The 19361-nt window shown below is 66.0% G+C and carries 17 protein-coding genes; 9 read left to right on the top strand and 8 right to left on the bottom strand.

Annotated elements, in window-relative coordinates:
- From J0J01_RS25265 to J0J01_RS25285, 5 genes are all read right to left on the bottom strand, one after another.
- Window positions 1–3855, bottom strand: a 3855-nt coding sequence (locus J0J01_RS25265) for a cysteine peptidase family C39 domain-containing protein (protein ID WP_296385794.1), incomplete at its 3' end; no start/stop codon positions are given.
- Window positions 3856–3874: 19 nt separating this feature from the next.
- Complete coding sequence (locus J0J01_RS25270) at window positions 3875–4111, bottom strand: RHS repeat domain-containing protein (protein ID WP_296385796.1); 237 nt, start codon at window positions 4109–4111, stop codon at window positions 3875–3877.
- 35 nt (window positions 4112–4146) lie between these two features.
- Entirely contained in the window at window positions 4147–5103 is a 957-nt protein-coding gene (locus J0J01_RS25275) for a hypothetical protein (RefSeq protein ID WP_296385798.1), read from the bottom strand.
- An 11-nt stretch (window positions 5104–5114) separates the two neighbouring features.
- A complete protein-coding gene (locus tag J0J01_RS25280; RefSeq protein WP_296385800.1) occupies window positions 5115–6071 on the bottom strand; it encodes a hypothetical protein in 957 nt (318 codons plus the stop codon).
- Window positions 6072–6092: 21 nt separating this feature from the next.
- Window positions 6093–6971, bottom strand: coding sequence for a hypothetical protein (locus J0J01_RS25285; RefSeq protein ID WP_296385802.1), 879 nt, complete (start codon window positions 6969–6971; stop codon window positions 6093–6095).
- A gap of 673 nt (window positions 6972–7644) precedes the next feature.
- Between J0J01_RS25285 and J0J01_RS25290 the strand changes: the two genes are divergently transcribed.
- The gene (locus J0J01_RS25290) at window positions 7645–8871 is read left to right on the top strand and encodes an FAD-dependent oxidoreductase (RefSeq protein WP_296385804.1); all 1227 of its coding nucleotides are present in this window, start codon (window positions 7645–7647) and stop codon (window positions 8869–8871) included.
- An 88-nt stretch (window positions 8872–8959) separates the two neighbouring features.
- A complete protein-coding gene (locus J0J01_RS25295) occupies window positions 8960–10252 on the top strand; it encodes an ArgE/DapE family deacylase (protein ID WP_296385806.1) in 1293 nt (430 codons plus the stop codon).
- Window positions 10253–10415: 163 nt separating this feature from the next.
- Here the strand turns inward: J0J01_RS25295 and J0J01_RS25300 are convergent, their stop codons facing one another.
- The 3 genes from J0J01_RS25300 to J0J01_RS25310 all read right to left on the bottom strand — a co-directional run bounded on the left by J0J01_RS25300 (window position 10416) and on the right by J0J01_RS25310 (window position 12891).
- The gene (locus tag J0J01_RS25300) at window positions 10416–11273 is read right to left on the bottom strand and encodes an EamA family transporter (RefSeq protein WP_296385808.1); all 858 of its coding nucleotides are present in this window, start codon (window positions 11271–11273) and stop codon (window positions 10416–10418) included.
- 126 nt (window positions 11274–11399) lie between these two features.
- Complete coding sequence (locus tag J0J01_RS25305) at window positions 11400–12527, bottom strand: tetratricopeptide repeat protein (protein ID WP_296385810.1); 1128 nt, start codon at window positions 12525–12527, stop codon at window positions 11400–11402.
- A 160-nt stretch (window positions 12528–12687) separates the two neighbouring features.
- Window positions 12688–12891, bottom strand: coding sequence for a DUF1127 domain-containing protein (locus J0J01_RS25310; protein ID WP_296385812.1), 204 nt, complete (start codon window positions 12889–12891; stop codon window positions 12688–12690).
- Between the two features lie 137 nt (window positions 12892–13028).
- Here J0J01_RS25310 and J0J01_RS25315 point away from each other — a divergent pair, with 137 nt between their 5' ends.
- The 7 genes from J0J01_RS25315 (at window position 13029) to J0J01_RS25345 (ending at window position 19242) form a co-directional block, all read left to right on the top strand.
- Window positions 13029–13949 (top strand): transcriptional regulator GcvA, encoded by a 921-nt coding sequence (locus J0J01_RS25315; protein WP_296385813.1) that lies wholly within the window; start codon window positions 13029–13031, stop codon window positions 13947–13949.
- Between the two features lie 10 nt (window positions 13950–13959).
- Window positions 13960–14394, top strand: coding sequence for a MarR family transcriptional regulator (locus J0J01_RS25320; RefSeq protein WP_296385815.1), 435 nt, complete (start codon window positions 13960–13962; stop codon window positions 14392–14394).
- Window positions 14395–14406: 12 nt separating this feature from the next.
- A complete protein-coding gene (locus tag J0J01_RS25325) occupies window positions 14407–15174 on the top strand; it encodes an SDR family oxidoreductase (protein ID WP_296385817.1) in 768 nt (255 codons plus the stop codon).
- A 26-nt stretch (window positions 15175–15200) separates the two neighbouring features.
- A complete protein-coding gene (locus J0J01_RS25330) occupies window positions 15201–16385 on the top strand; it encodes an LLM class flavin-dependent oxidoreductase (RefSeq protein ID WP_296385819.1) in 1185 nt (394 codons plus the stop codon).
- A gap of 186 nt (window positions 16386–16571) precedes the next feature.
- Complete coding sequence (locus J0J01_RS25335; RefSeq protein WP_296385821.1) at window positions 16572–17627, top strand: LLM class flavin-dependent oxidoreductase; 1056 nt, start codon at window positions 16572–16574, stop codon at window positions 17625–17627.
- 101 nt (window positions 17628–17728) lie between these two features.
- The gene (locus tag J0J01_RS25340) at window positions 17729–18520 is read left to right on the top strand and encodes a FecR domain-containing protein (protein WP_296385823.1); all 792 of its coding nucleotides are present in this window, start codon (window positions 17729–17731) and stop codon (window positions 18518–18520) included.
- Between the two features lie 98 nt (window positions 18521–18618).
- Window positions 18619–19242 carry an MSMEG_1061 family FMN-dependent PPOX-type flavoprotein gene (locus tag J0J01_RS25345; protein ID WP_296385825.1) on the top strand — a complete coding sequence of 208 codons (624 nt, stop codon included), beginning with the start codon at window positions 18619–18621 and terminating at the stop codon, window positions 19240–19242.
- Window positions 19243–19361 lie beyond the last annotated feature (119 nt).

A 19361-nucleotide genomic window follows, 5' to 3' on the forward strand; every position in this document is an offset into this window, starting at 1 on the left:
TCCGCCGCCCGGCGGCGTGCTGCTGACGGTCGCGCGCCTGCCGAGGCCGTCGTAGGTGAAGGCGGTCGCCTTGCCGCTGACGCCGGGATAGCCGATGCCGACCAGCCGGTTCTCGGCGTCCCAGGCGTAGCTGCGCTGGCCGTCGGCGGTGAGGTTGCCGTTGGCGTCGAAGGTCAGCGCCTGGCCGGAGAGGTTGGTGAGCTGGTTGAGGCTGTTGTAGGTCGCGGCCTGGCTGCCGGCCGCGGGGTAGACGGAAGCGGCGTCGCTGCTCTCGGTGATGCTGGTGATGAAGTTCTCGGGAGTGGTGGTGTAGGTGAAGTTGGAGAACTGGCCTGATGTGAGGCCGGTGTTGGCGATGCCTGAGAGCCTGCGGTCGCCGGTGTTGCCGAGGTAGCTCCAGGTGGTGGCGAGGGTGGCGCTGGCGCGCTGGCGGCTGGTGATCTGGTCGGTCTGGCCGAGATAGCCCAGGGTGAAGGTGCCGAGGTCGCTGGCATGGACCGAGAGGCGGCCCAGCGCGTCGTACTGGAAGGTCTCGGCGCCGGCGCCCTGGACGGTGCGCGAGCTGAGCCGGCCGAGCGCGTCGTAGGCCGAGGCGATGGCGCTCGAGGGCAACGGCCCCGCGTCCTGCTGCAGCTGCAGGGCGCCCGGCGCGCCGATCGGGACGTAGGCGTACTGCCGTGTGCCGGTGCCGTCGGTCATCGCGGTCAGCCGCGGGAACCAGGGATCCCAGGCGAAGCTGACGTTGGGGGTGGGGTTGACGGCGCCGGTGTAAGTGATGGCTGTCAGCCGGTCGTCCCCAGCGTAGGCATAGGTCTTCACCTGCGACAGTGCGTCGGTCACCGACTTCAGCCGGCTGGTCGTGGTTTCGTAGGCGTAGGCGACGGTGCTGGTGTCGGGATACTGCTTCGAGGTCAGCCGGCCCTGCACGTCGTAGGCCCATTGCGTGACGTTCGTCTTGGGGTCGGTGAGGCTGCTGATCTGGCCGTTGCGGTTGTAGCCGTACTGGGTCTGCGCCGCGCGCGGATCGGTGACCGAGGTCAGCCGGCGGTTGGCGTCGTAGGCGTAGGTCCAGGTGTTGAGCTGCCGGTCGGTGTAGCGCGCCAGATCGAGCCTGTCGTACGTGTAGCTTTCGAACGTGCCGTCGGGATAGGTCTTCTTCGTGATGCGATCGGCGGCGTCGTAGTCGTAGGTGACGGTCCAGCCTTCGGAATCGGTGAAGGTCCTCACCCGGGCAAGCGAGTCGTAGGTGTAGGTCGCCGCGATCAGGTTGTTGGCGTTGGTGACGGTCGAGAGATTGAACGAACCGTCGTACTGGTAGGTCGTCTTCTGGCCGAGCGGGTTGGTCACCGACGTGAGCTGGCCGACGGCATTGTAGGCGAAGGCCGTCGTCTGCCCCGCGGCATCGGTGTAGAAGATCGGCCGGTGCTGCGTGTTGTAGATGTACTGCGCGATCGTCGTCGCGAAGCCGTTCTCGGTGACCTGGGAGACCGCGGCGAGATCGATCTGGTTCGAGTAGCTGAAGTTGGTCGTCCGGCCCAGCGGATCGATCATCTGCGTCACGTTGAAGAAGCCGGTCGTGTCGTAGCTGAACTGCCGGACCTGGCTGGTGCCGTCGTCGAGCACGCGGCCGATTGCCGACGGCTGGCTGTAGGTGCCGCCGTTTATGGAGGCCGATTGACCCGGGTAGGTGAACCAGAGTCGATTCTCCAGGGGATACTTGACGCTTTCGAGAGCGGTGTCCTTGACCGCGGCACCGGACGGCACGTGCGTGAAATGCCGTATCCGTGCCTTGCTGTAATCGCAGCCCCCGCTCGATGTGCACCCGGCGGCCAGATAGGCATTCTTGTCCCAGTGAAAGCTGTTGCGATAGTTCAGGTAGGCGTTGGTGAGTGCGGAGGGCATCCCGGTCGGCACGGTCGCCGACGGGTCGGTGGCGGGGGTTGAGGAAGGCTCGAGCCATTCCTCCCGCTCGCTGAAACCCATCGGATCGGTGACCTGTGCGAACCGCGGCGGCGCGCTCGTGCCGGGCGCCGTATAGGCGAATGTCGTGGTGCCGTAGGGTGTGGTCAGCGAATTGACGAGCGAGTTGGCGTCGTAGGTGACGCTCGACGTGATGCCGATGCTGTCGGTGATCGTGCTCAGCCGTCCGCTGGCGTCGTATGTGAGGGTGGCGCTTCGCCCGAAGGGGTCGGTAATCCGCGTGACCTGAAGCGGTCTGGCGGCCAGACCATAGGTCAGCGTCGTCTGGCGGCCCGTCGCATCCGTCACGGATGTAAGCCGAAGCTGGCCGTCGTATGCCAGCGCCAGGGCATTGCCCTGCGGGTCGGCGATCTTGGTGAGAAAGATCCTGCGGGGATAGCTGGCACTGCCATCCGACTGGGCATAGGTCTCGATGCTGCCGTCACCCATCCGCCGTTCGTACCTGATGGGGCTGGCCGACACGCGCACGAGGATCGAGCCATCGGTGTCCTGGGCATTGAAGCGACCGGTCGCGCTGCTGTACCCGCTGTAGGAAAACGAGCCGCCGCCGGGCAGATAGCGTGTGACGCCGTTACCGACATTGGCTGGATCGTCGGTGACGTAGCTCAGCCAGTTGAGCGTCCATTTCTGGCTGACATTGAAGAAATTGAAGTTGGCGGGCTGACTATCCTCGCGCTGGCTGTACGTGATCCTGACGCGAGCCGATGGACCGAGCGGAGGTGAATATCCGACCGGATTGTCCGACAGCGTGACACTGACACTGCTTTCCAGGATGTCATAGCCACACATGCCACCGCAGTTCTTTTTGCCATTGGCGCTAACGTCGCCGGCATCTCCCGAGCGCGTGTCGACTGTTCCTCCCTTGCCCCAGACGGCGAGCGCTTCGGGGCGCTCGATGGGATGCCATGTGGCGGCGGTATCCTTCGCCGGCACAAGGAAGTAGCCGCTGGCCTCGCTGTCCAGCGCCTCAGGCGTCACCCAGCGCGTACCGCCTGGAGAACCCCCATCCAGGATTTCGAAACGCCCATTCCGTTCGCCGACGATTGCTGAGAAATGGCCGACCTTCCAATGCACGACCGACGGTATGGGCACGGGCTCACTGGGCTTGCGGAATATCGGCCGTGTGTCGAACTGCGCGCGCTCCGCCAGTTCCTGCAGATCGGCGAGGTTGGTGCCTTGGCGGGACACCGGATGCCATCGCAGAAACCTGATCCTTTCTTCCGGCAGACCAGCCGTCCGCGCCAGGGACCGCAGGGCGAGCGGCCCGCAGTTGAACAGGTCTCGCGACGCTTTGTCGACGAGGTTCAAATTCTCCCTCGCGACTTGCACCAGCTCCGTGGCCGAGCCGCCGATCGGCCGGTCACCGATTTGATCGAACAGGGCGGCGACGCGGTCGAAGTGCCCGAGCGCTGCCTCCAGCCGCAGCAACTCGCCAATCGCCCGATCGACCAAGGCCTTGGCCTGCGGATCGGTCGCCGACTTGCCGATCTGCCAGGCCTGCTCCCACGCTAGCAGAGCCTTGGAGAGGTGGCCGTAATGCAGGTACAGCAGGCCAAGATTGGTAAGGACGGATGCATTCCACGCGGATTGCGGGTGTTCGCCGAGAAATCCGGTGAAGCTGCTGAAGTCGTCGATCTGGGCCCGCTTCCCATATGCCGCGAGTGCCCGCGCCAAGGCGGCATCCTCGGTCGGCGTCGTCGCGGCCGCTCGTACGAGTGGCTCGGCGAGGCGCGCCGCATCGATGGTCTCGCTAACGGCAGGCTCGGTCGCGGCGACCGCGATTTGGCCGTCCTGCGGCAGCTGCGTGATAAGCCAGAGCACAGCTCCGGCAACGGCGAACCTCGCCAGGATTCCTGAGACTCGCTTGCCTGTCATGGTTCGCTCTCGCAGCGTCCTATGGAGTCCAATAGAAACAGCCGAAGGTGCCGGTGCCCCAGGTCGGTGTCGTCGGCGCGCCACCGGAGCTGATGACCTGGGATGTGCGGTTGCCGCTGGCGTCGTAGGCGTAGACGACGCAAGCGCCGTTGTCGTAACGCGCGGTGCGCACGCGGCCCGTCTCGTCGTAGGTGAAGGCGGTGGAGGCCGCCAGCAGTGCCCCAGGTGCCGCGACAGCGACTACGGTCGCCAGCAAGCGGATCGCACGCCGTCCTGTGAGGCGTTGCACCATCAGTTTTGCGTCCACGACATGAGCGTGCCGATTGTCTGGCCGCCTTCCGGATCGATATAGAAGATCACGTTCTTGTAGCCACTGGCGCCCAAGAATCCCGCGGCTTTGGTGGTTGAAAAAAGAACGACGAAGTTTGCGCCATCCTGACTGAAGGCGAAGGACACGTTTGTCCCGTCGTCTGCGATCTGCAGCCACATCGGCTGAGCGAAGGCATTATTGCTGCTCGTGAAATCCACACCGGAAAAGCTGGTAGGGGTGTTGAACCTCACGATCTGAAAGCCGGGGGTGCCCGCGGGAAGGGCAAAATTGATCGTATGCAGTTTGCTAGTGCCGTCATACCAGCCGATGCCAACGCCATTGTTGCCTGTGGCGCTCCGAGTCGCTGCGACCAGGGCCGTTATCGTATAGGGCGTAACAGGCGCGGCCTTGAAGCGGCCGGCGATGTTGATACTCGCGCCGGCACTCGGGGCAGTGATCGCCAATCCGATTGCACTGTCCGTCGCGATGGCGCTTCCTTGATTGAGCCATGTGGCAAGGCCCGTGTTGGACGTCGTGGGTGTCGCCGACATGACCTGTCGGTACAACCCCTTCGCTCCCGTCAGACTGGTGGCGCCAACGGTGATCGAGCCTGGCCCGTTGGAGATAGAAATTCCGGATCCTGCCGTCAGGGTCTGCGCTTGAGGGGCATTGCCTGTCGAGCCGATGACGATCTGCCCGTTAGTCAGGGGTCCAACGCCGCCCAGCGCTCCGCTGCCTGCGTTGTATTGGACCGAGTTCGCGCTCCCGCCAGGCGAGATGCAAGCAATCAGCGCATTGAAGTTCGCCATCACCTTGGAAGCATCGGCGGGCTGACCGTTCGCGATAGTGTAAGGCAGGGTGCATTGGGCTCGAGCGGCCGGCTGAACCGCTAGAAGACCGACGAAACCTGCGATTAGCGCGCTCCAGCGATGTCCCATGTCTTGCTCTTCTAGTTCTGAGCCCACGACATCAGGGTGCCGACGGTCTTGGCAGCGCCAAGCGGCATAACGGTCATGACAAGGTTGCTGTAGCCCGTGGTCCCGAGCCATCCCGTTGACTTGGCAGCAGTGAACACGGGCAGGAAATTTGCGCCGTCCTGACTGAAGCCGAATGAGACATTCGTGCCGTCATCGGCGATCTGCAGCCAAATTGGTTGGGAAAATGCGTTTACCGGCGTTAGGAACGGAGTAGAACTGAAAGAGGTCGCGCTGTTCCAGTTCGTGACCTCAACATAGTTGGCGCCACCGCTATAGGTCGCGAGATCGATGACCTGCAGCTTGTCGCTGCCGTTGTACCAGCCGATCCCGACGTGGTTGAAGTACGTGCTGCTGCGGGTGGCTGCGACCAGAACGTTGATCTTGTAGGGAGGAGACGGCGCTGTGCCATAGCGCGCCATAACCGCGGTGCCGGCCGATATGGGGGCGGTGATCGCCAGGCCCGTGGGACTATCGCTGACGGTTGCCGCTGACTGGTTGAGCCAGTTGGTGAGGCCCGTGCTGGTCGATGTCGGCGTTGCCGACATAACCTGCCGGTAGAGACCGTTCAGGCCGACCGTGCCGGTCGAAGAAAGCGTGATGCTTCCTGCTACATTGGCGATCGAAATGCCCGTGCCGGCCGTCAAGGTCTGCGCCTGCGGCGGGTTACCGGTCGAGCCGATGACGACTTGTCCATCGGTGAGCGGACCCACGCCGCCGAGCACGCCGCCACCGGAATTGTATTGGATGGCGTTGGTCGACCCGCCGGGGGTGAGGCAGCTCAGCAGAGCATTGAAGTTCGCCATCACTTGCGTGGCATCGGCCGTCTGACCATTGGTGAAGGTGTAGGGCAGGGCGCATTGCGCCTTCGCGGCGCTGCCAAAGAGCAGCCCCGCCGCAGCAATGAGACCGAGACCTGACAATGGTCGCATGTTCGTTGCTCCAGCCCTTTGTTAGGTCTGAGTCCAGGACAGGATCGTTGCCAAAGTCCGGCTGCCGCGCGGATCGGCGAAAAAGATCACGTTGCTATAACCGATGGCGCCCAAAAAACCCGATGACTTCGCCACTGAGAACAGCTGTACGAAATTCAGGCCGTCTTGGCTGAATCTGAACGCCGCGTTCGTTCCGTCGTCGGAGACCTGCAGCCAGATCGGCTGGGCGAAGGCGTTCATCGCGCTCGTCACGTCGGTGGCGCTGAACGTCGTCACATTGGTCCATTTGTTGACGGCGAGGTACGGCGCGCCGTTGTTGATCTGGTAGGACAGCAGATGGAGCTTGGCGCTGCCGTCATACCAGCCAATGCCGACACCGTTTAACGTGTTGCTGTAGCGCGTCGCGGCCACGAGCGCGGTGACCGTATACGGCGTCGAGGGCGAGGCCTTGAAACGGCCGGTGAGGTTGGTCGACGTGCCGCTCGTTGGAGCGTCGATGCAGACGCCGACGGTGCTATCGCTGACCGCGGCCGAACCTTGGTTCAACCAACTCGTCAGGCCGGTAATCGAAGCGGTGGGCGTGTCGGACATCATTTGCCGATACAGGCCCGTGCCCCCGACAGCGCTCGTCGCCGCGATCGCAATGCTGCCGGCACCATTGGTGATCTGGATGCCATCCCCCGCAGCAAGACCTTGGGGCTGAGGCGGATTGCCAGACGATCCAATCACGAGCTGGCCGTTGGTGAGTGGGCTGATACCCGCCAGAGTTCCGCCGCCGCCGTTGATCTGGATCGAGTTGGTCGGGTTGTTGCGCGCGCTGATGCACTTTGCGAGCGCGTTGAAGTTGGCCGTCAGCTTCATCGCGTCGGAGAGGTCGGCATTCGTCAGTTGATAAGGCAATGTGCACTGGGCATGGGCCGATGCACCTATACCCCACACGACCCAAAGCAGCGCCGAAACGAAAGTGACACAACTCGTTCGCCGCATGCTGCTAAACCTGTACTGGTTTCTTGCGCTCACACGATTTCAAAGAATGCAGCGCCGTGCACGACTCATTCGCGCATGGCTTGGCGCCTGATTCAGTAGAGAACGAAAGGATTGTTACAATCCATCGTACCAACGGCGCGCTGTGGAGAACCTGCCGTTGTCCGGCGGCGAATGACGTTCGTCTTGGGTCGGTTACGCGAGCCGGATTTTCTTTATTGTAAGAAATAAATCCTGCTCTTGCGTTCCCTCGCAATTGTTGGTGAATCCGCGGTCGCGAGCGTGGGCGGCCCTCAGGTGCTTCCACGCTCAACGCCCATTATGGGCAATGGAACGCGAATCGCCCCTTGATTCCATTGACGAAGACTCTAGGCCAATGCCCATAATAGGTGTTCGGCGTGAGTTGGTGCAGAGTCGCGTCCATGACGATGCACGCCATGCGCCCGGGATGTCGCCCGACCGCCCTCTTGGACGGTTGGGCGCGCGCGACCTCTACCACCTATGGTGTCGATCGGCGGCGGCCGGCAGATAGCGCTGTTAGCGCTAGTGCGCTACCCCATCGGGGAACGCGCAATCGACAGGCAAGCCAATGACCGACTACGACGTCGCCGTGGTCGGTGGCGGCAGCGCCGGCGTTGCGGCCGCGATCGCGGCGTCCCGCGGCGGCGCGCGCACGCTGCTGCTCGAGCGCGCGGCGTGCCTGGGCGGCGCGTCGACCCTGCGCAACGTCGTCACCTATTGCGGCCTCTACACCCTCGGCGAGACGCCGCGGCAGGCCGTCATGGGCGTCGCCGAAGAAGTCCTGCAGGGCCTGCGCCGGCTGGGCGCCGTCACCGGCCCGCAGCGCCATCGCGGCGTGTTCGTGGTGTTCGAGCCCGAGGCGGTGAAGCGGGTGCTCGACAGGCTCGCCGCCGAGGCCGGCGTCGACGTGCTGCTGCACGCCTTCGTCTGCGGCGCGACGCGCGAGGGCGATCGCCTCGTCGACGTCTCCTGGCAGGACCACGCCGGCCGGCACACGGTGCGGGCGCGCGCCTTCGTCGATGCCAGCGGCGACGGCGATCTCGCCTTCTTCGCCGGCGCCGCGACCCGCTACGGCAACGACGGCACGGTCAACCTCGGCACCCTGGGCACGCGCTTCGGCGGCATCCCGAAGGAGGTGACGGTGACCGCCGACCAGTTCGCTGCGGCCGTCACGAAAGGCCGCGGCCCCTTCACCAAGGACCGCAGCGTGATGACCCGCCTGCCTGTATCGGGCGATGTCGTCTGCTACGTCGCCTCGGCCGACTACGATCCACGGGATGTCCGGAGCTTCTCCGACGCCGAGCGCAGCGGTCGCGAACAGGCCTGGGCCTATCTCGAGGCGATGCGCACGATTGCCGGCTGCGCGGGAGCCTATCTCGTTTCGACCGGACCGGAGTTCGGCACGCGCGAATCGCGGCACATCGAGGCGGTGTACCGGCTCACCTGGGAAGACGTCGTGCAGGGCCGGCCGATGGACGACGCGATCGCGCTCGGCGCCTGGGGCGTCGAATGGCACGACCGCAAGACCTTCGAGAGCACCTTCGTCTATCCGCCGGACAAGGGCACCTACGCGATCCCGCTGCGCTGCCTGATGAGCCGCGATACGCCCAACCTGTTCGCCGCCGGCCGGCTCGCCGACGCCGACCGGAAGGCCGGCGCCTCGCTCCGCGTCATGGGCACGGCCTTTGCGACGGGCCAGGCGGCCGGCGTCGCCGCGTCGTTGTTCGCGCGCGACAGTCGGGTCGACCCGGGCGAGGTGCGCGGTGTCTTGCACAGGCAGGGGGCGCTGATCTGACATCGGCCATTTCCTGCGCCGGTAAGAAATGGCGAAAATGGTCGAAAATGGTCGAAAATGGTGGGAAATGGCTGCCGAGGAGTAGGCGATGCTCGAGACCGCGTTGAAGACCCAGATCATGAACCAGGTCGATCGTCAGTTCGACGACCAGACCAAGGTGCTGGCCGAGCTGGTGAAGATCCCGTCGACGCGGTTCCGCGAGGCGCCGGCGCAGGACATGATGGCGCGCCTCTACAAGGAGGATCGCCTCGGCGTCGATCGCTGGCAGATCAAGATCGACGATCTCAAGCATCTGCCGGGTTACTCGCCGCACAGCCAGGACTACGACGACGCCTGGAACGTGGTCGGCGCGTGGCGGCCGGGTTCGCCATCCCATGGGAAGGGGGGCCGCTCGCTGATCCTGAACGGCCACATCGACGTCGTGCCCGAGGGCCCGCACGAGATGTGGAGCCGCCATCCGTTCGATGCCGTGGTGAAGGACGGCTGGATGTACGGCCGCGGCGCCGGCGACATGAAGGCGGGCCTCATCCTCAATCTCTATGCGCTCAGGGCGTTGCGCGCGCTGGGCTACGCGCCGGCGGCCGATGTCTACCAGCAGTCGGTGGTCGAGGAGGAATGCACCGGCAACGGCGCGCTCGCCTGCCTGCAGCGCGGCTATCGCGCCGATGCCGCGCTGATCCCCGAGCCGTCGTCGGGCGTGCTGACCGTCGCGCAGGTCGGCGTGATGTGGTTCCAGGTCAAGGTCACCGGCCATCCGGTGCACGTCTACAAGGCCGACGCCGGATCGAACGCGATCGAATCGGCGTATCGCCTGATCCAGCAGCTGCGCGAGCTCGAGAAGAAGTGGAACGAGAAGAAGGCGCACGATCCGCACTTCCACACGCACCACCATCCGGTGAACTTCAACGTCGGCAAGATCGCCGGCGGCGACTGGGCCTCGTCGGTACCGTCGTGGTGCACCTTCGACATGCGGGTCGGCGTGCTGCCGACCCAGACGCTGAAGGAGTGCCGGCAGGAGATCGAGGACGTGATCCGGCGCGCCGCCGCCAACGACCCGTTCCTGGGCAACAACCCGCCGAGCGTGTCCTGGGAGGGCTTCCAGGCCGAGCCGTTCGTGCTCGAGAACCACGAGAAGGTGCGGGAGGTTCTTGCTGCGGCGCACCAGACGGTGTTCGGCGCGGCGCTGGAGGACAAGACCTCGACCGGGACGGCCGACAACCGGTTCTTCGGCCTCTATGCCGGGATTCCGGCCCTGGTCTATGGGCCCCAGTCCGACGATATCCACGGTTTCGACGAGCGGGTGAACCTCGACTCGGTACGCAAGATTACCCAGGCCACCGCCCTGTTCATTTCAGAATGGTGTGGTTTGTCAAAGGCTTAGAAAAATCACAAAAAATGTAATCGCAGCGGAATTGCGGATTGACGCCGATCCCTAACCGGCGTAGATTTATCCGCATCGAGACTGCAGTCCGTGATGCCGGCTTGGCCGCCCCGGACTGCCTCATTGGGGTGAAAGCGGGGGTGATGAGCCCCCGCTTTCTTTTTTATCGCCTTATCGATGCAAATATGCCGAGGGCGACGCCGCCCAGGACCACGGCGATGCCTACCAGCCGCAGGCCGCCGACGGCCTCCCCGGTCAGCCATCCGGAGAAGACCAGGGCGCAGCAGGGCACCAGCAGCGACACCGGCCCGACCTTGCCGGCCGGGTAGGTGCGCAGCAGCGTGCCCCACAGCAGGTAGCCCAGCCACATCACCGGCACGACGGTGTAGAGCAGCACGAACCAGGCCCACCAGCTCGGCGCCAGGATCGGCGCAAAGGTCGCCGCGGCGCCGTCATGCAGCAGGCTGACGAGCAGCAGCGCCGGCGCCGGCACCAGGCTGGCCCACGCCGTGACCGAGAGCACCGAGGCCGCCCGCGTCTCGCGCAGGAAGAGATTGCCGGCTGCCCAGCTCAGGGCCGACAGCAGCGCGATGCCGACGGCGAACAGGCTCGCGCTGCCGTCGACCGAGCGCGCGATCACGATCACGCCGATCATCGCGACGAACAGGCCGGCCCATTGTCCTTTGGTGGCGCGCTCGCGCAAGGCAATCGCCGCGAGCACCAGGGTGAGCGGACCCTGGAGCTGCACCAGCACCGACGAGAGGCCGGGCGGCAGGCCCGCCTCCATGGCGTAGAACAGGAACACGAACTGTCCGCCGAACAGGAAGATGCCGGTGCCGGCCAGGGCCTTCCACGAGATCGCCGGCCGCGGCAGCACCAGGACGGGCAGGGCACCCAGCACGAAGCGCCACGCCGCGAAGGCAAAGGGCGTGAACTCGTCGAGCCCGAAGCGGATCATCGTGAAGTTGAGGCCCCACATCGCCGCGATCAGGAGGGCCGCCGCGATGTGGAGTGGTTTCATGCTCCGCGGGTATGGCACCCGGTCCGCGGACAGGCCAAGCGGTTTTCGGCGAGAACATCTATCGCGAGCCGATACCGGGGGAGCAGCTTGCGGAGTCGGCGGCGGCGGAGAAGCTGCCGCGCTCGATCAACTCGACGAAGGTGTCGAGCTGATCGACTGGCGCACCAGCTCCAGCGACCGATACCAGGGGGATGGGCCTTCCTGCCGGCCCCACAGCCAATCGGGCTTGGCCGGCAGGCGGATCGTCGTCGCGATGCCGCGGGCCGCGGCGAGATGGGTGTCCCAGGTGTCGTCGCCGATGAGCGGATCGTGCGAGGCGCCCGCATCGCGATCCTGCAGGGCCGGCGGCGGAGGTGGCGCGTCGGGACTCCAGTCCAGCAGGTAGGGCAGGCTGCGCAGAGCCGCGGCGGCGGTGAAGCCCTCGAGCGACTCGCCGCGGCGGATCGTCGGCCCGTCGAGCCATACGGCCAGCGTCTCGCCGCATTGCACGACCGCCTCGACGCCGCGCGCCAGCATCAGCGTGTCGCGCTTGGCCGCGTCGCTCTCGATGTCGAGCTGCTCGGGATAGATCAGCAGCCGCTCGACCGGCTCGCCCTGCCAGCGCGGCAGGGCGGGTGCGTAGACCGCGCCGGGAATGTCGAGCCGCGCCTCGTAGTCGGGCAGGCCGCGCATCCAGTCGCCCTGGCGCAGCAGCAGCTCGCCGCGCCGCAGCTTGAGATGCGCATCGTCGGGCCGATTGGTCAGCGCCATGTCGAGATCGGCGAGCGCGCCGATCCAGTCGCCGCGCGCCTCCAGCAGGCCCGCGCGCGCGATCAGCGACGGCATCAGCCGATGGTCGATCGACAGCGCCTCGTCAAAGGCGCGTTCGGCTTCTTCGAGGCGGCCCAGCTCCTCGAGCGCGCGGCCGCGATTGTGATTGATCACGGAGTCGCCGGGCTTGAGCGTGGCGGCGCGTTCGAGCGCCGCCAGCGCCGCCTCGTGCTCGCCCAGCACCGTCAGGCAGCCGGCATAGTTGACCTGCGCGGTGAATTCGCGCGGCAGGAACTTCGCGGCGCGCTCGAGCGGCGCGCGCGCCTCGCCATAGCGGCCGAGCTTCAGCCGCACCTGGCCGAGCAGATGAAGCGCCTGGCCGGAATTGGGACGCTCGGCGACGAGCTGCGCGAACAGCGGCTCGGCGCCGGCGAAATCGCCGGCCTGGGCGCGCTGCATGGCGTCGCGACCGAGCGCCTGGATCTGGAGATCGGACAAGGGCACGCGCGGCCTCTAGCAGAGGCCGGCAGGCTGGCAAAGAAGAAGCTGGCAAAGAAAAAGCCGGCGGTCGACAGGGAGGCTGAGGAGTCGACCGCCGGCCAGGAGCCGGAGAGGGAATGGGACCCGGCAGGGTAAATCAGGTCCCGTCTCCGGAACTCAGGCGCTACTCCCGCCAGAAAGGCTTGTTGGCCTCGAAGCGGGCGGCGCTTTCGGTCAGGCCGAGGTCGCGGAGCGAGCGGCTGTCGAGCTTGGCGAGCTCGGTGCGCTCATGGGAGCGCTGGCGCCACAGCTGCAGGACGTTGGCGAAAGCGGTGTAGGTGCCGGCCAGCGGCGCCTTGGAACTGTAATGGAGCGAGATGTCGGCCATGGGACTTCTCCCCGGTTGTAGTGGCTGTATCGATGGCGTGGATGTGCTCCCGGGGTGGCCCCTTTACAAACAACCGTTTGTCGTATTTTGATTAAATTTGCTCATGTGAAAGACACCTCTTTCCGAAGGGAATTGGCATGAAGCGAACGCTTCCCCCGCTCAACGGCTTGCGCGCATTCGAGGCGGCTGCACGCCATATGAGCTTCACCGATGCCGCCGACGAGCTGAGCGTCACCCAGGCCGCGATCAGTCATCAGGTGCGCGGCCTGGAGCAACGACTCGGATTAAAATTGTTCGTGCGGAGAAATCGCTCGCTGCTGCTCTCCGAGGCGGGCCAGGCCTATCTGCCCGCGGTGCGCGCGGCGTTCGACCAGCTCAACGAGGCGACCGAGAAGCTGCTGCAGAAGGATCGCGGCGGCCATCTCACGGTGACGACGACGGCGTCGTTCGCCACCAAGTGGCTGGTGCCGCGGCTCGGCGGCTTCCAGCGCAGCAATCCCGAGATCGACGTGCGCATCTCGACCGGCACCGGCCTGATCGACTTCTCCCGCGAGGATGTCGATATCGGCATCCGCTACGGCCGCGGCCAGTGGCCGGGCCTGGTGGCGGAGCGTCTGGTCGGCGAGGACGTGATGCCGGTCTGCGCGCCGTCGCTGCTGAAGGGCGTCAATCCGCTGAAGAAGCCGGCCGACCTCAAGCGCTTCACCCTGCTGCATATCGGCAGCTTTCCCGACGACTGGCAGGTCTGGCTGACCGCGGCCGGCATTAAGGGCATCGACTACACGCGTGGCGTCACCTTCGACAACGCGCTGGTCGCCTACCAGGCGGCGATGGACGGGCTGGGCGTCGCGCTCGGCCGCAATCCGCTGGTCGCGCCCGATCTCAAGGCTGGCCGGCTGGTCATGCCGTTCGACTTCAAGATGTCGAGCGACTTCGCCTATTACCTGGTCTATCCGGCCGAGGCGATCCGGCGGCGCAAGATCAAGGCGTTCCGCGACTGGCTGATGACGCTCGCCGAGACCGGGCCGGTGACGCCGCTGACGACGAAGGCGGCCTGAAGCACGCCGAATGGGGCCGCTCGATTCCTATCTTCCCTATCTGCTGAACCGGGCGGGCGCCCGCATCGCCTCGGCGTTCGGCGAGGAGATGCGGCCGCTCGGCGCTTCCTTGCAGATCTGGCGCGTGCTGGCGGCGCTGCGCGAGAAGGATGGCCGGCGCATGGGCGATCTGTCGCGAGTGACCTCGATCGAGGTGTCGACGCTGACCCGCCTGGTCGACAACATGGAGAAGAGCGGCCTGGTTGAGCGCCGCCGCGATGCCGAGGATGCGCGCGCCGTGGCGCTGCATGTCACGGCGGCTGGCAAGCGGCTCACCCGACGCATCCTGCCGATCGCCGAGCGCTACGAGGCGGTGGCGCTCGAGGGCTTCACGCCGGCCGAGGCGGAGGTCCTCAAGCAGGCGCTGCGGCGACTCTACGGCAACATGGACGAGCTGGAACGCTGAAGGGAGAAAACGATGGCCGGGCTTCTCGAGGGACATATCGCGGCGGTGACCGGCGGCGGCTCGGGCATCGGGCAGGGCATCTGCCAGGCTTATGCCCGCGAAGGCGCCCGGGTCATCGTGCTCGATGCCAATCCCGCGGGCGCCAAGGAGACCGTCGACTTGGTCGCATCGGCTGGCGGCAAGGCCTCGGCCGTGACGCTCGACGTCACCGACCGTGAGGCCTGCAAGGAAGCGGCGGCCGAGATTGCCAAGAGCGGCAACATCTCGATCCTGGTCAACAATGCCGGCATCAACCGGCGCAATCCGATGACCGCCGAGCCGGCCGTCATCGCCAAGGACTGGGACGATATTCTGTCGATCAATCTCGACGGCATGTTCAACGTCACCCGCGCCTTCCTCGACCAGTTGCGCGCGACCAAGGGCCGGGTGGTCAACATCGGTTCGATCCAGTCGTTCGTGCATGTGAGCTGGCCGAACTCGGCCGCCTACACGACGTCGAAGCACGGCGTGCTGGGCTTCACCCGCGCGCTGGCGGCGGAGCTCGGCAAGGACGGCGTGCGGGTCAATGCGATCGGCCCCGGCCTGATCGAGACCAGGATCAATGCCGAGGCCCGCGCGAAGAACCCGGACATGGTCGCCAGCGTCATGCGCCATACGCCGCTCGGCCGGCCCGGCAAGCCCGAGGACATCGCCGGCCCCGCAGTGTTCCTCGCCTCGGACATGGCAGCCTACGTCACCGGCTGCATCATCATGGCCGACGGCGGCTTCCGGACGGTCTAGATTTGCGAGAAATCGGAGGAAATCAAATGCAAGACCGCTATCTCCGCACCGGCATCTTCCTCGCGCCGTTCCATGCGCTGGGCGAGAATCCGACGCTGGCCATCGAGCGCGACATGGAGCTGGTCGAGCATCTCGACCGGCTGAACTACCACGAGGCCTGGATCGGCGAGCATCATTCCGGCGGCTTCGAGATCATCGCCTGCCCCGAGATGTTCCTGGCGGCCGCCGCCCAGCGCACGCGCAACATCCGGCTGGGCACCGGCGTGGTCTCGCTGCCCTATCACCATCCGTTCACCCTGGCGTCGCGCATGATGCAGCTCGACCACATGGCGCGCGGCCGCGCGATGTTCGGGGTCGGACCGGGCGCGCTGATCTACGACGCCGACAAGATCGGCCTCAAGGCCGCCGACCAGCGCCGCCGCATGAACGAATCGCTCGACTGCATCGTCGAGCTGATGCGCGGCGAGACGATCAGCCGCCAGACCGACTGGTTCACCCTGAACGAGGCGCGGCTGCAACTGATGCCCTTCTCGCAGCCCGGCATGGAGATGGCGGTCGCCTGCTCGCGCTCGCCGGTCGGCGCAGTGGCGTCGGGCCGGCACGGCATCGGCATGCTGTCGATCGGCGGCACCTCGGACGAGGCGCTGCTCGGCCACGCCAAGAACTGGTCGATCCACGAGGAGGAGGCGAAGAAGGCCGGCAAGACGGCCGACCGCTCGAAGTGGCGCATCGTCACCTTCGCCCATGTCGCCGAGACACGCGAGAAGGCACGCGCCGACATGGCCTACGGCCTGGCCGACTTCTGCAAGTACTTCACCGACGTCGCCACCTTCCCGATCGTGCCGGCGGGCATCGCCGATCCGGTCGAGTTCCTGACCAGCAGCGGGCTCGCCTGCATCGGCACGCCGGACGACTGCATCCGGCACTTCGAGCGGCTGTGGCTGGGCTCCGACGGCGGCTTCGGCGCCGTCCTGCTGCTCGCCAACAACTGGGCCGACTGGGAAGCGACCAAGCGCAGCTACGAGCTGATGGCGCGCTACGTCCATCCGCACTTCCAGCGCCAGTCGAACACGCTCAGGGTCGCGAGCTACGACAACGCCACCGCCAAGCACGGCACCGCCGGCGCCGAATCGGCAAAGGCCGTCGAGACCGAGATCGAGCGCTACGCGGCGGCGAAGGGCAAGGCGGCGGGCGGCGGCAAGGCGTGGTGACGGCGCCTCTGTCGTACGGCCCCTCTGTCATCCTGAGCGAAGCGAAGGATCTCATCGCTGGGTCCGACAACGGAAGCCTAGAAAGGGCGATGAGGTCCTTCGCTGCGCTCAGGACGACAGAGGATATTTGCGTTTGCAAATAATAAGGAACGGCGTATCCTCCCGGAAAAGGCCGGGAGGAACGCCATGAAATTCGGCTACTTCACGCTGTCGGATAACCGCTACCCGAACAATCCACGGTCGGCCGAGGACTTCATCAAGGACATCTTCGCCGAGGCGCTGTACGCCGAGAAGGTCGGGCTGAACTCGGCCTGGATCGGCGAGCATCACTTCAATCTGCTGGGCGTCAACGCCTCGCCCGTGGCGATCCTGGCGCAGCTCGCCGGCGCGACCACGAAGCTCCGGCTGGCGCCGGCTGTTACCCTCTTGCCGGTGCATCATCCGCTGCATGTCGCCGAGGAATGGGCGACGCTCGACCTGCTGTCGGGTGGCCGGGTCGATTTCGCCGCCGGCCGCGGCTACGACCGCAAGGAGTACGAGCCCTTCCAGGCACCATTCGACGACTCGGCCGAGCTGTTCGCCGAGGGACTGGAGGTCGTGTGGCGCGCCTGGACCGAAACGGGCAAATGGAGCCACAAGGGCAAGTTCTACGAATTCAAGGATGTCGAGGTGCGGCCCAGGCCGGCGCAGAAACCGCTCAGGCCTTACGTCGCCTGCTTCTCGCGACCGTCGATGGAGCTCGCGGCGAAGAACGACTGGAACGTGATCTACGCGCCCTTCGCGGCGGCGATGGTCTACGGCTCGCTGGCCGACGCCGTGCGGGTCTATCGCGAGACCTGCGAGGCCCAGTTCAAGCGGCCGATGCGGCGGGCGATGTGCTCGTACTTCATTCACATCGCCTCGACGCCCGAAGAGGAGCAGTACGGCAAGGAAGCGCTGGTGCGCTATTTCCAGGACGCGCTGATCGCGGCCTTCCCGTCGTCGTCGGGCGAGAAGGTGCCACCGACCTACAAGTACTTCGTCGACATCGTGAACATCCTGCGCGACATGCGGCCGGAGAAGCTAACCGACAAGTCGATCCTGTGCGGCAGCCCGCAGCACATCGTCGACACCTTGAAGACGGTCGAGGCGGCCGGCGTCGCCGAGGTGATCCTGTACTTCAACTACGGCCGCAAGCCGCACACCCAGGTCAAGGAACAGATGGAGCGCTTTATGAAGGAGATCGCGCCCCACTTCGCCTAGGCGGCCTATCGCCTTCTCGAGCCAACGCTGGGGATGGTGTTGGACGCGCGCTCGTAGGTTGACCTGTGACGATGCGTGCTTCGACGTTTGTGTGTGCGGTCATGGCCACTGCGACAATGCTGGCTACGACTTCGGTGGGTGCGCAATCGATCGGTGTGACGTCGATCTCGATCGGCGATCCCCTCGGCAAGCCGCCCACCGCGGCAGAGCGTGTCCTGAGGGTCGGCATCGACCTGCAGGCGGGCGAGCTGGTCACGACGGGCGCGGAGGATCGCTGCCACCTGCTGTTCCTCGACGGCACGGCGCTGACGGTCGGACCGCAGGCGAGGCTCACCCTCGACAAGTTCGTCTACGACAAGGATCGCAAGCTCGGTGCGCTCACCCTCAGCGCCACGCAGGGCATGTTCCGACTGGTCGGCGGCAAGATCAGCAAAACCGTGCCGATCACCGTGCACACACCCGCGAGCACGCTCACCATCCGCGGCGGCATCATGATGTTCAAGGTGGCGCCGATCGAGACGATCGCGACCTTCCTGTTCGGCTACGAAATGACGATGAGCGGCGCCGGCCGGACCCGGAGCGTGACTACGCCGGGCTGGCAGGTGAGCGCGCTCGCGGGGCAGCCGCCGGGGTTGCCGATCCTGCCGCCGCGCGGCGGCCTGGCGGGCGAGATGCGTACGCTCGAGGCGCCGGGCGTGCGGCCCGGCGACAGCGCCGCCGATCGTGCCGCGCAGAAGTCGGGCTTCGCCGATCGCAACTCGGGCCTTGGCCCGGCCGCACGCGGGCCGATCCAGGGTGGGCCGCAGCCCCGTCACGGCGATGGCTCCGGCCCGCCGCGCGATCCGATGCTGCGGCCGCCGCTCCTGCAAGGCCCTGGCGATCCGCCGCGCTGAGCGGCCGGTTGCGGTTGCGGGCGGTTGTTGCGAAAAGAAGACGGTCCGCCCGCTCGAACCCGCCGGAACGAGGGCTCCCTGCAGCGAACGGAGTTTCCATGCCCCGCCTGACGTCCACTGCCGACCTGCGCCGCATCATCGCCGAGCCGCGGCCCACGACCAAAACCAAGATCCTCGACACGCTCGACGAGCAGTCGATCGACTTCCTCAAGCGCTGCCCGTTCGCGCTGGTCGGCACGACCGCCGAGGACGGCACCATCGAGGTCTCGCCCAAGGGCGACGAGCCGGGCTTCATCCGCGTCGAGGATCCGAAGACGCTGTTGATCCCCGAGCGGATCGGCAACAACCTCGCCTTCGGCCTCTCCAACATCGTCGGCAACGGCAAGATCGGCCTGATCGCCCTGGTGCCGGCGACCGGCGAGACGCTGCGCATCTCGGGCACCGCCGAGATCTTCGACGACGCCGACCTGCTGGCGTCGCTGTCGTCGCTCGGCAAGCCGGCGCTGCTCGCGACGCGCGTCCACATCAAGCACTGCTACTTCCACTGCGCCCGCTCGATCGTGCGCGCCAATCTCTGGAAGCCCGAGGCGTGGCCGGCACCGGGTCGCATCTCGTTCGGCAAGATCATCGCGCCGCGCATCGGCGCCGGCGAGGACGTCGCCGCGCAGATCGATGCCGGCGTGGCGGGTGCCTACAAGGAGCGCCTCTGGAGCAACACCTAGAGCATATTCCGTTCGGCTGGAATCAGCCGAACGGAATATGCCTGCTGCAACGACAACCCCCGTGCGCGCATTTCCGGGCAGATGTAACCGCGAGCGGTTCCATCTGCCCGGAAATCGCT

The organism is Reyranella sp., assembly GCF_017305915.1.
GTDB lineage: Bacteria > Pseudomonadota > Alphaproteobacteria > Reyranellales > Reyranellaceae > Reyranella.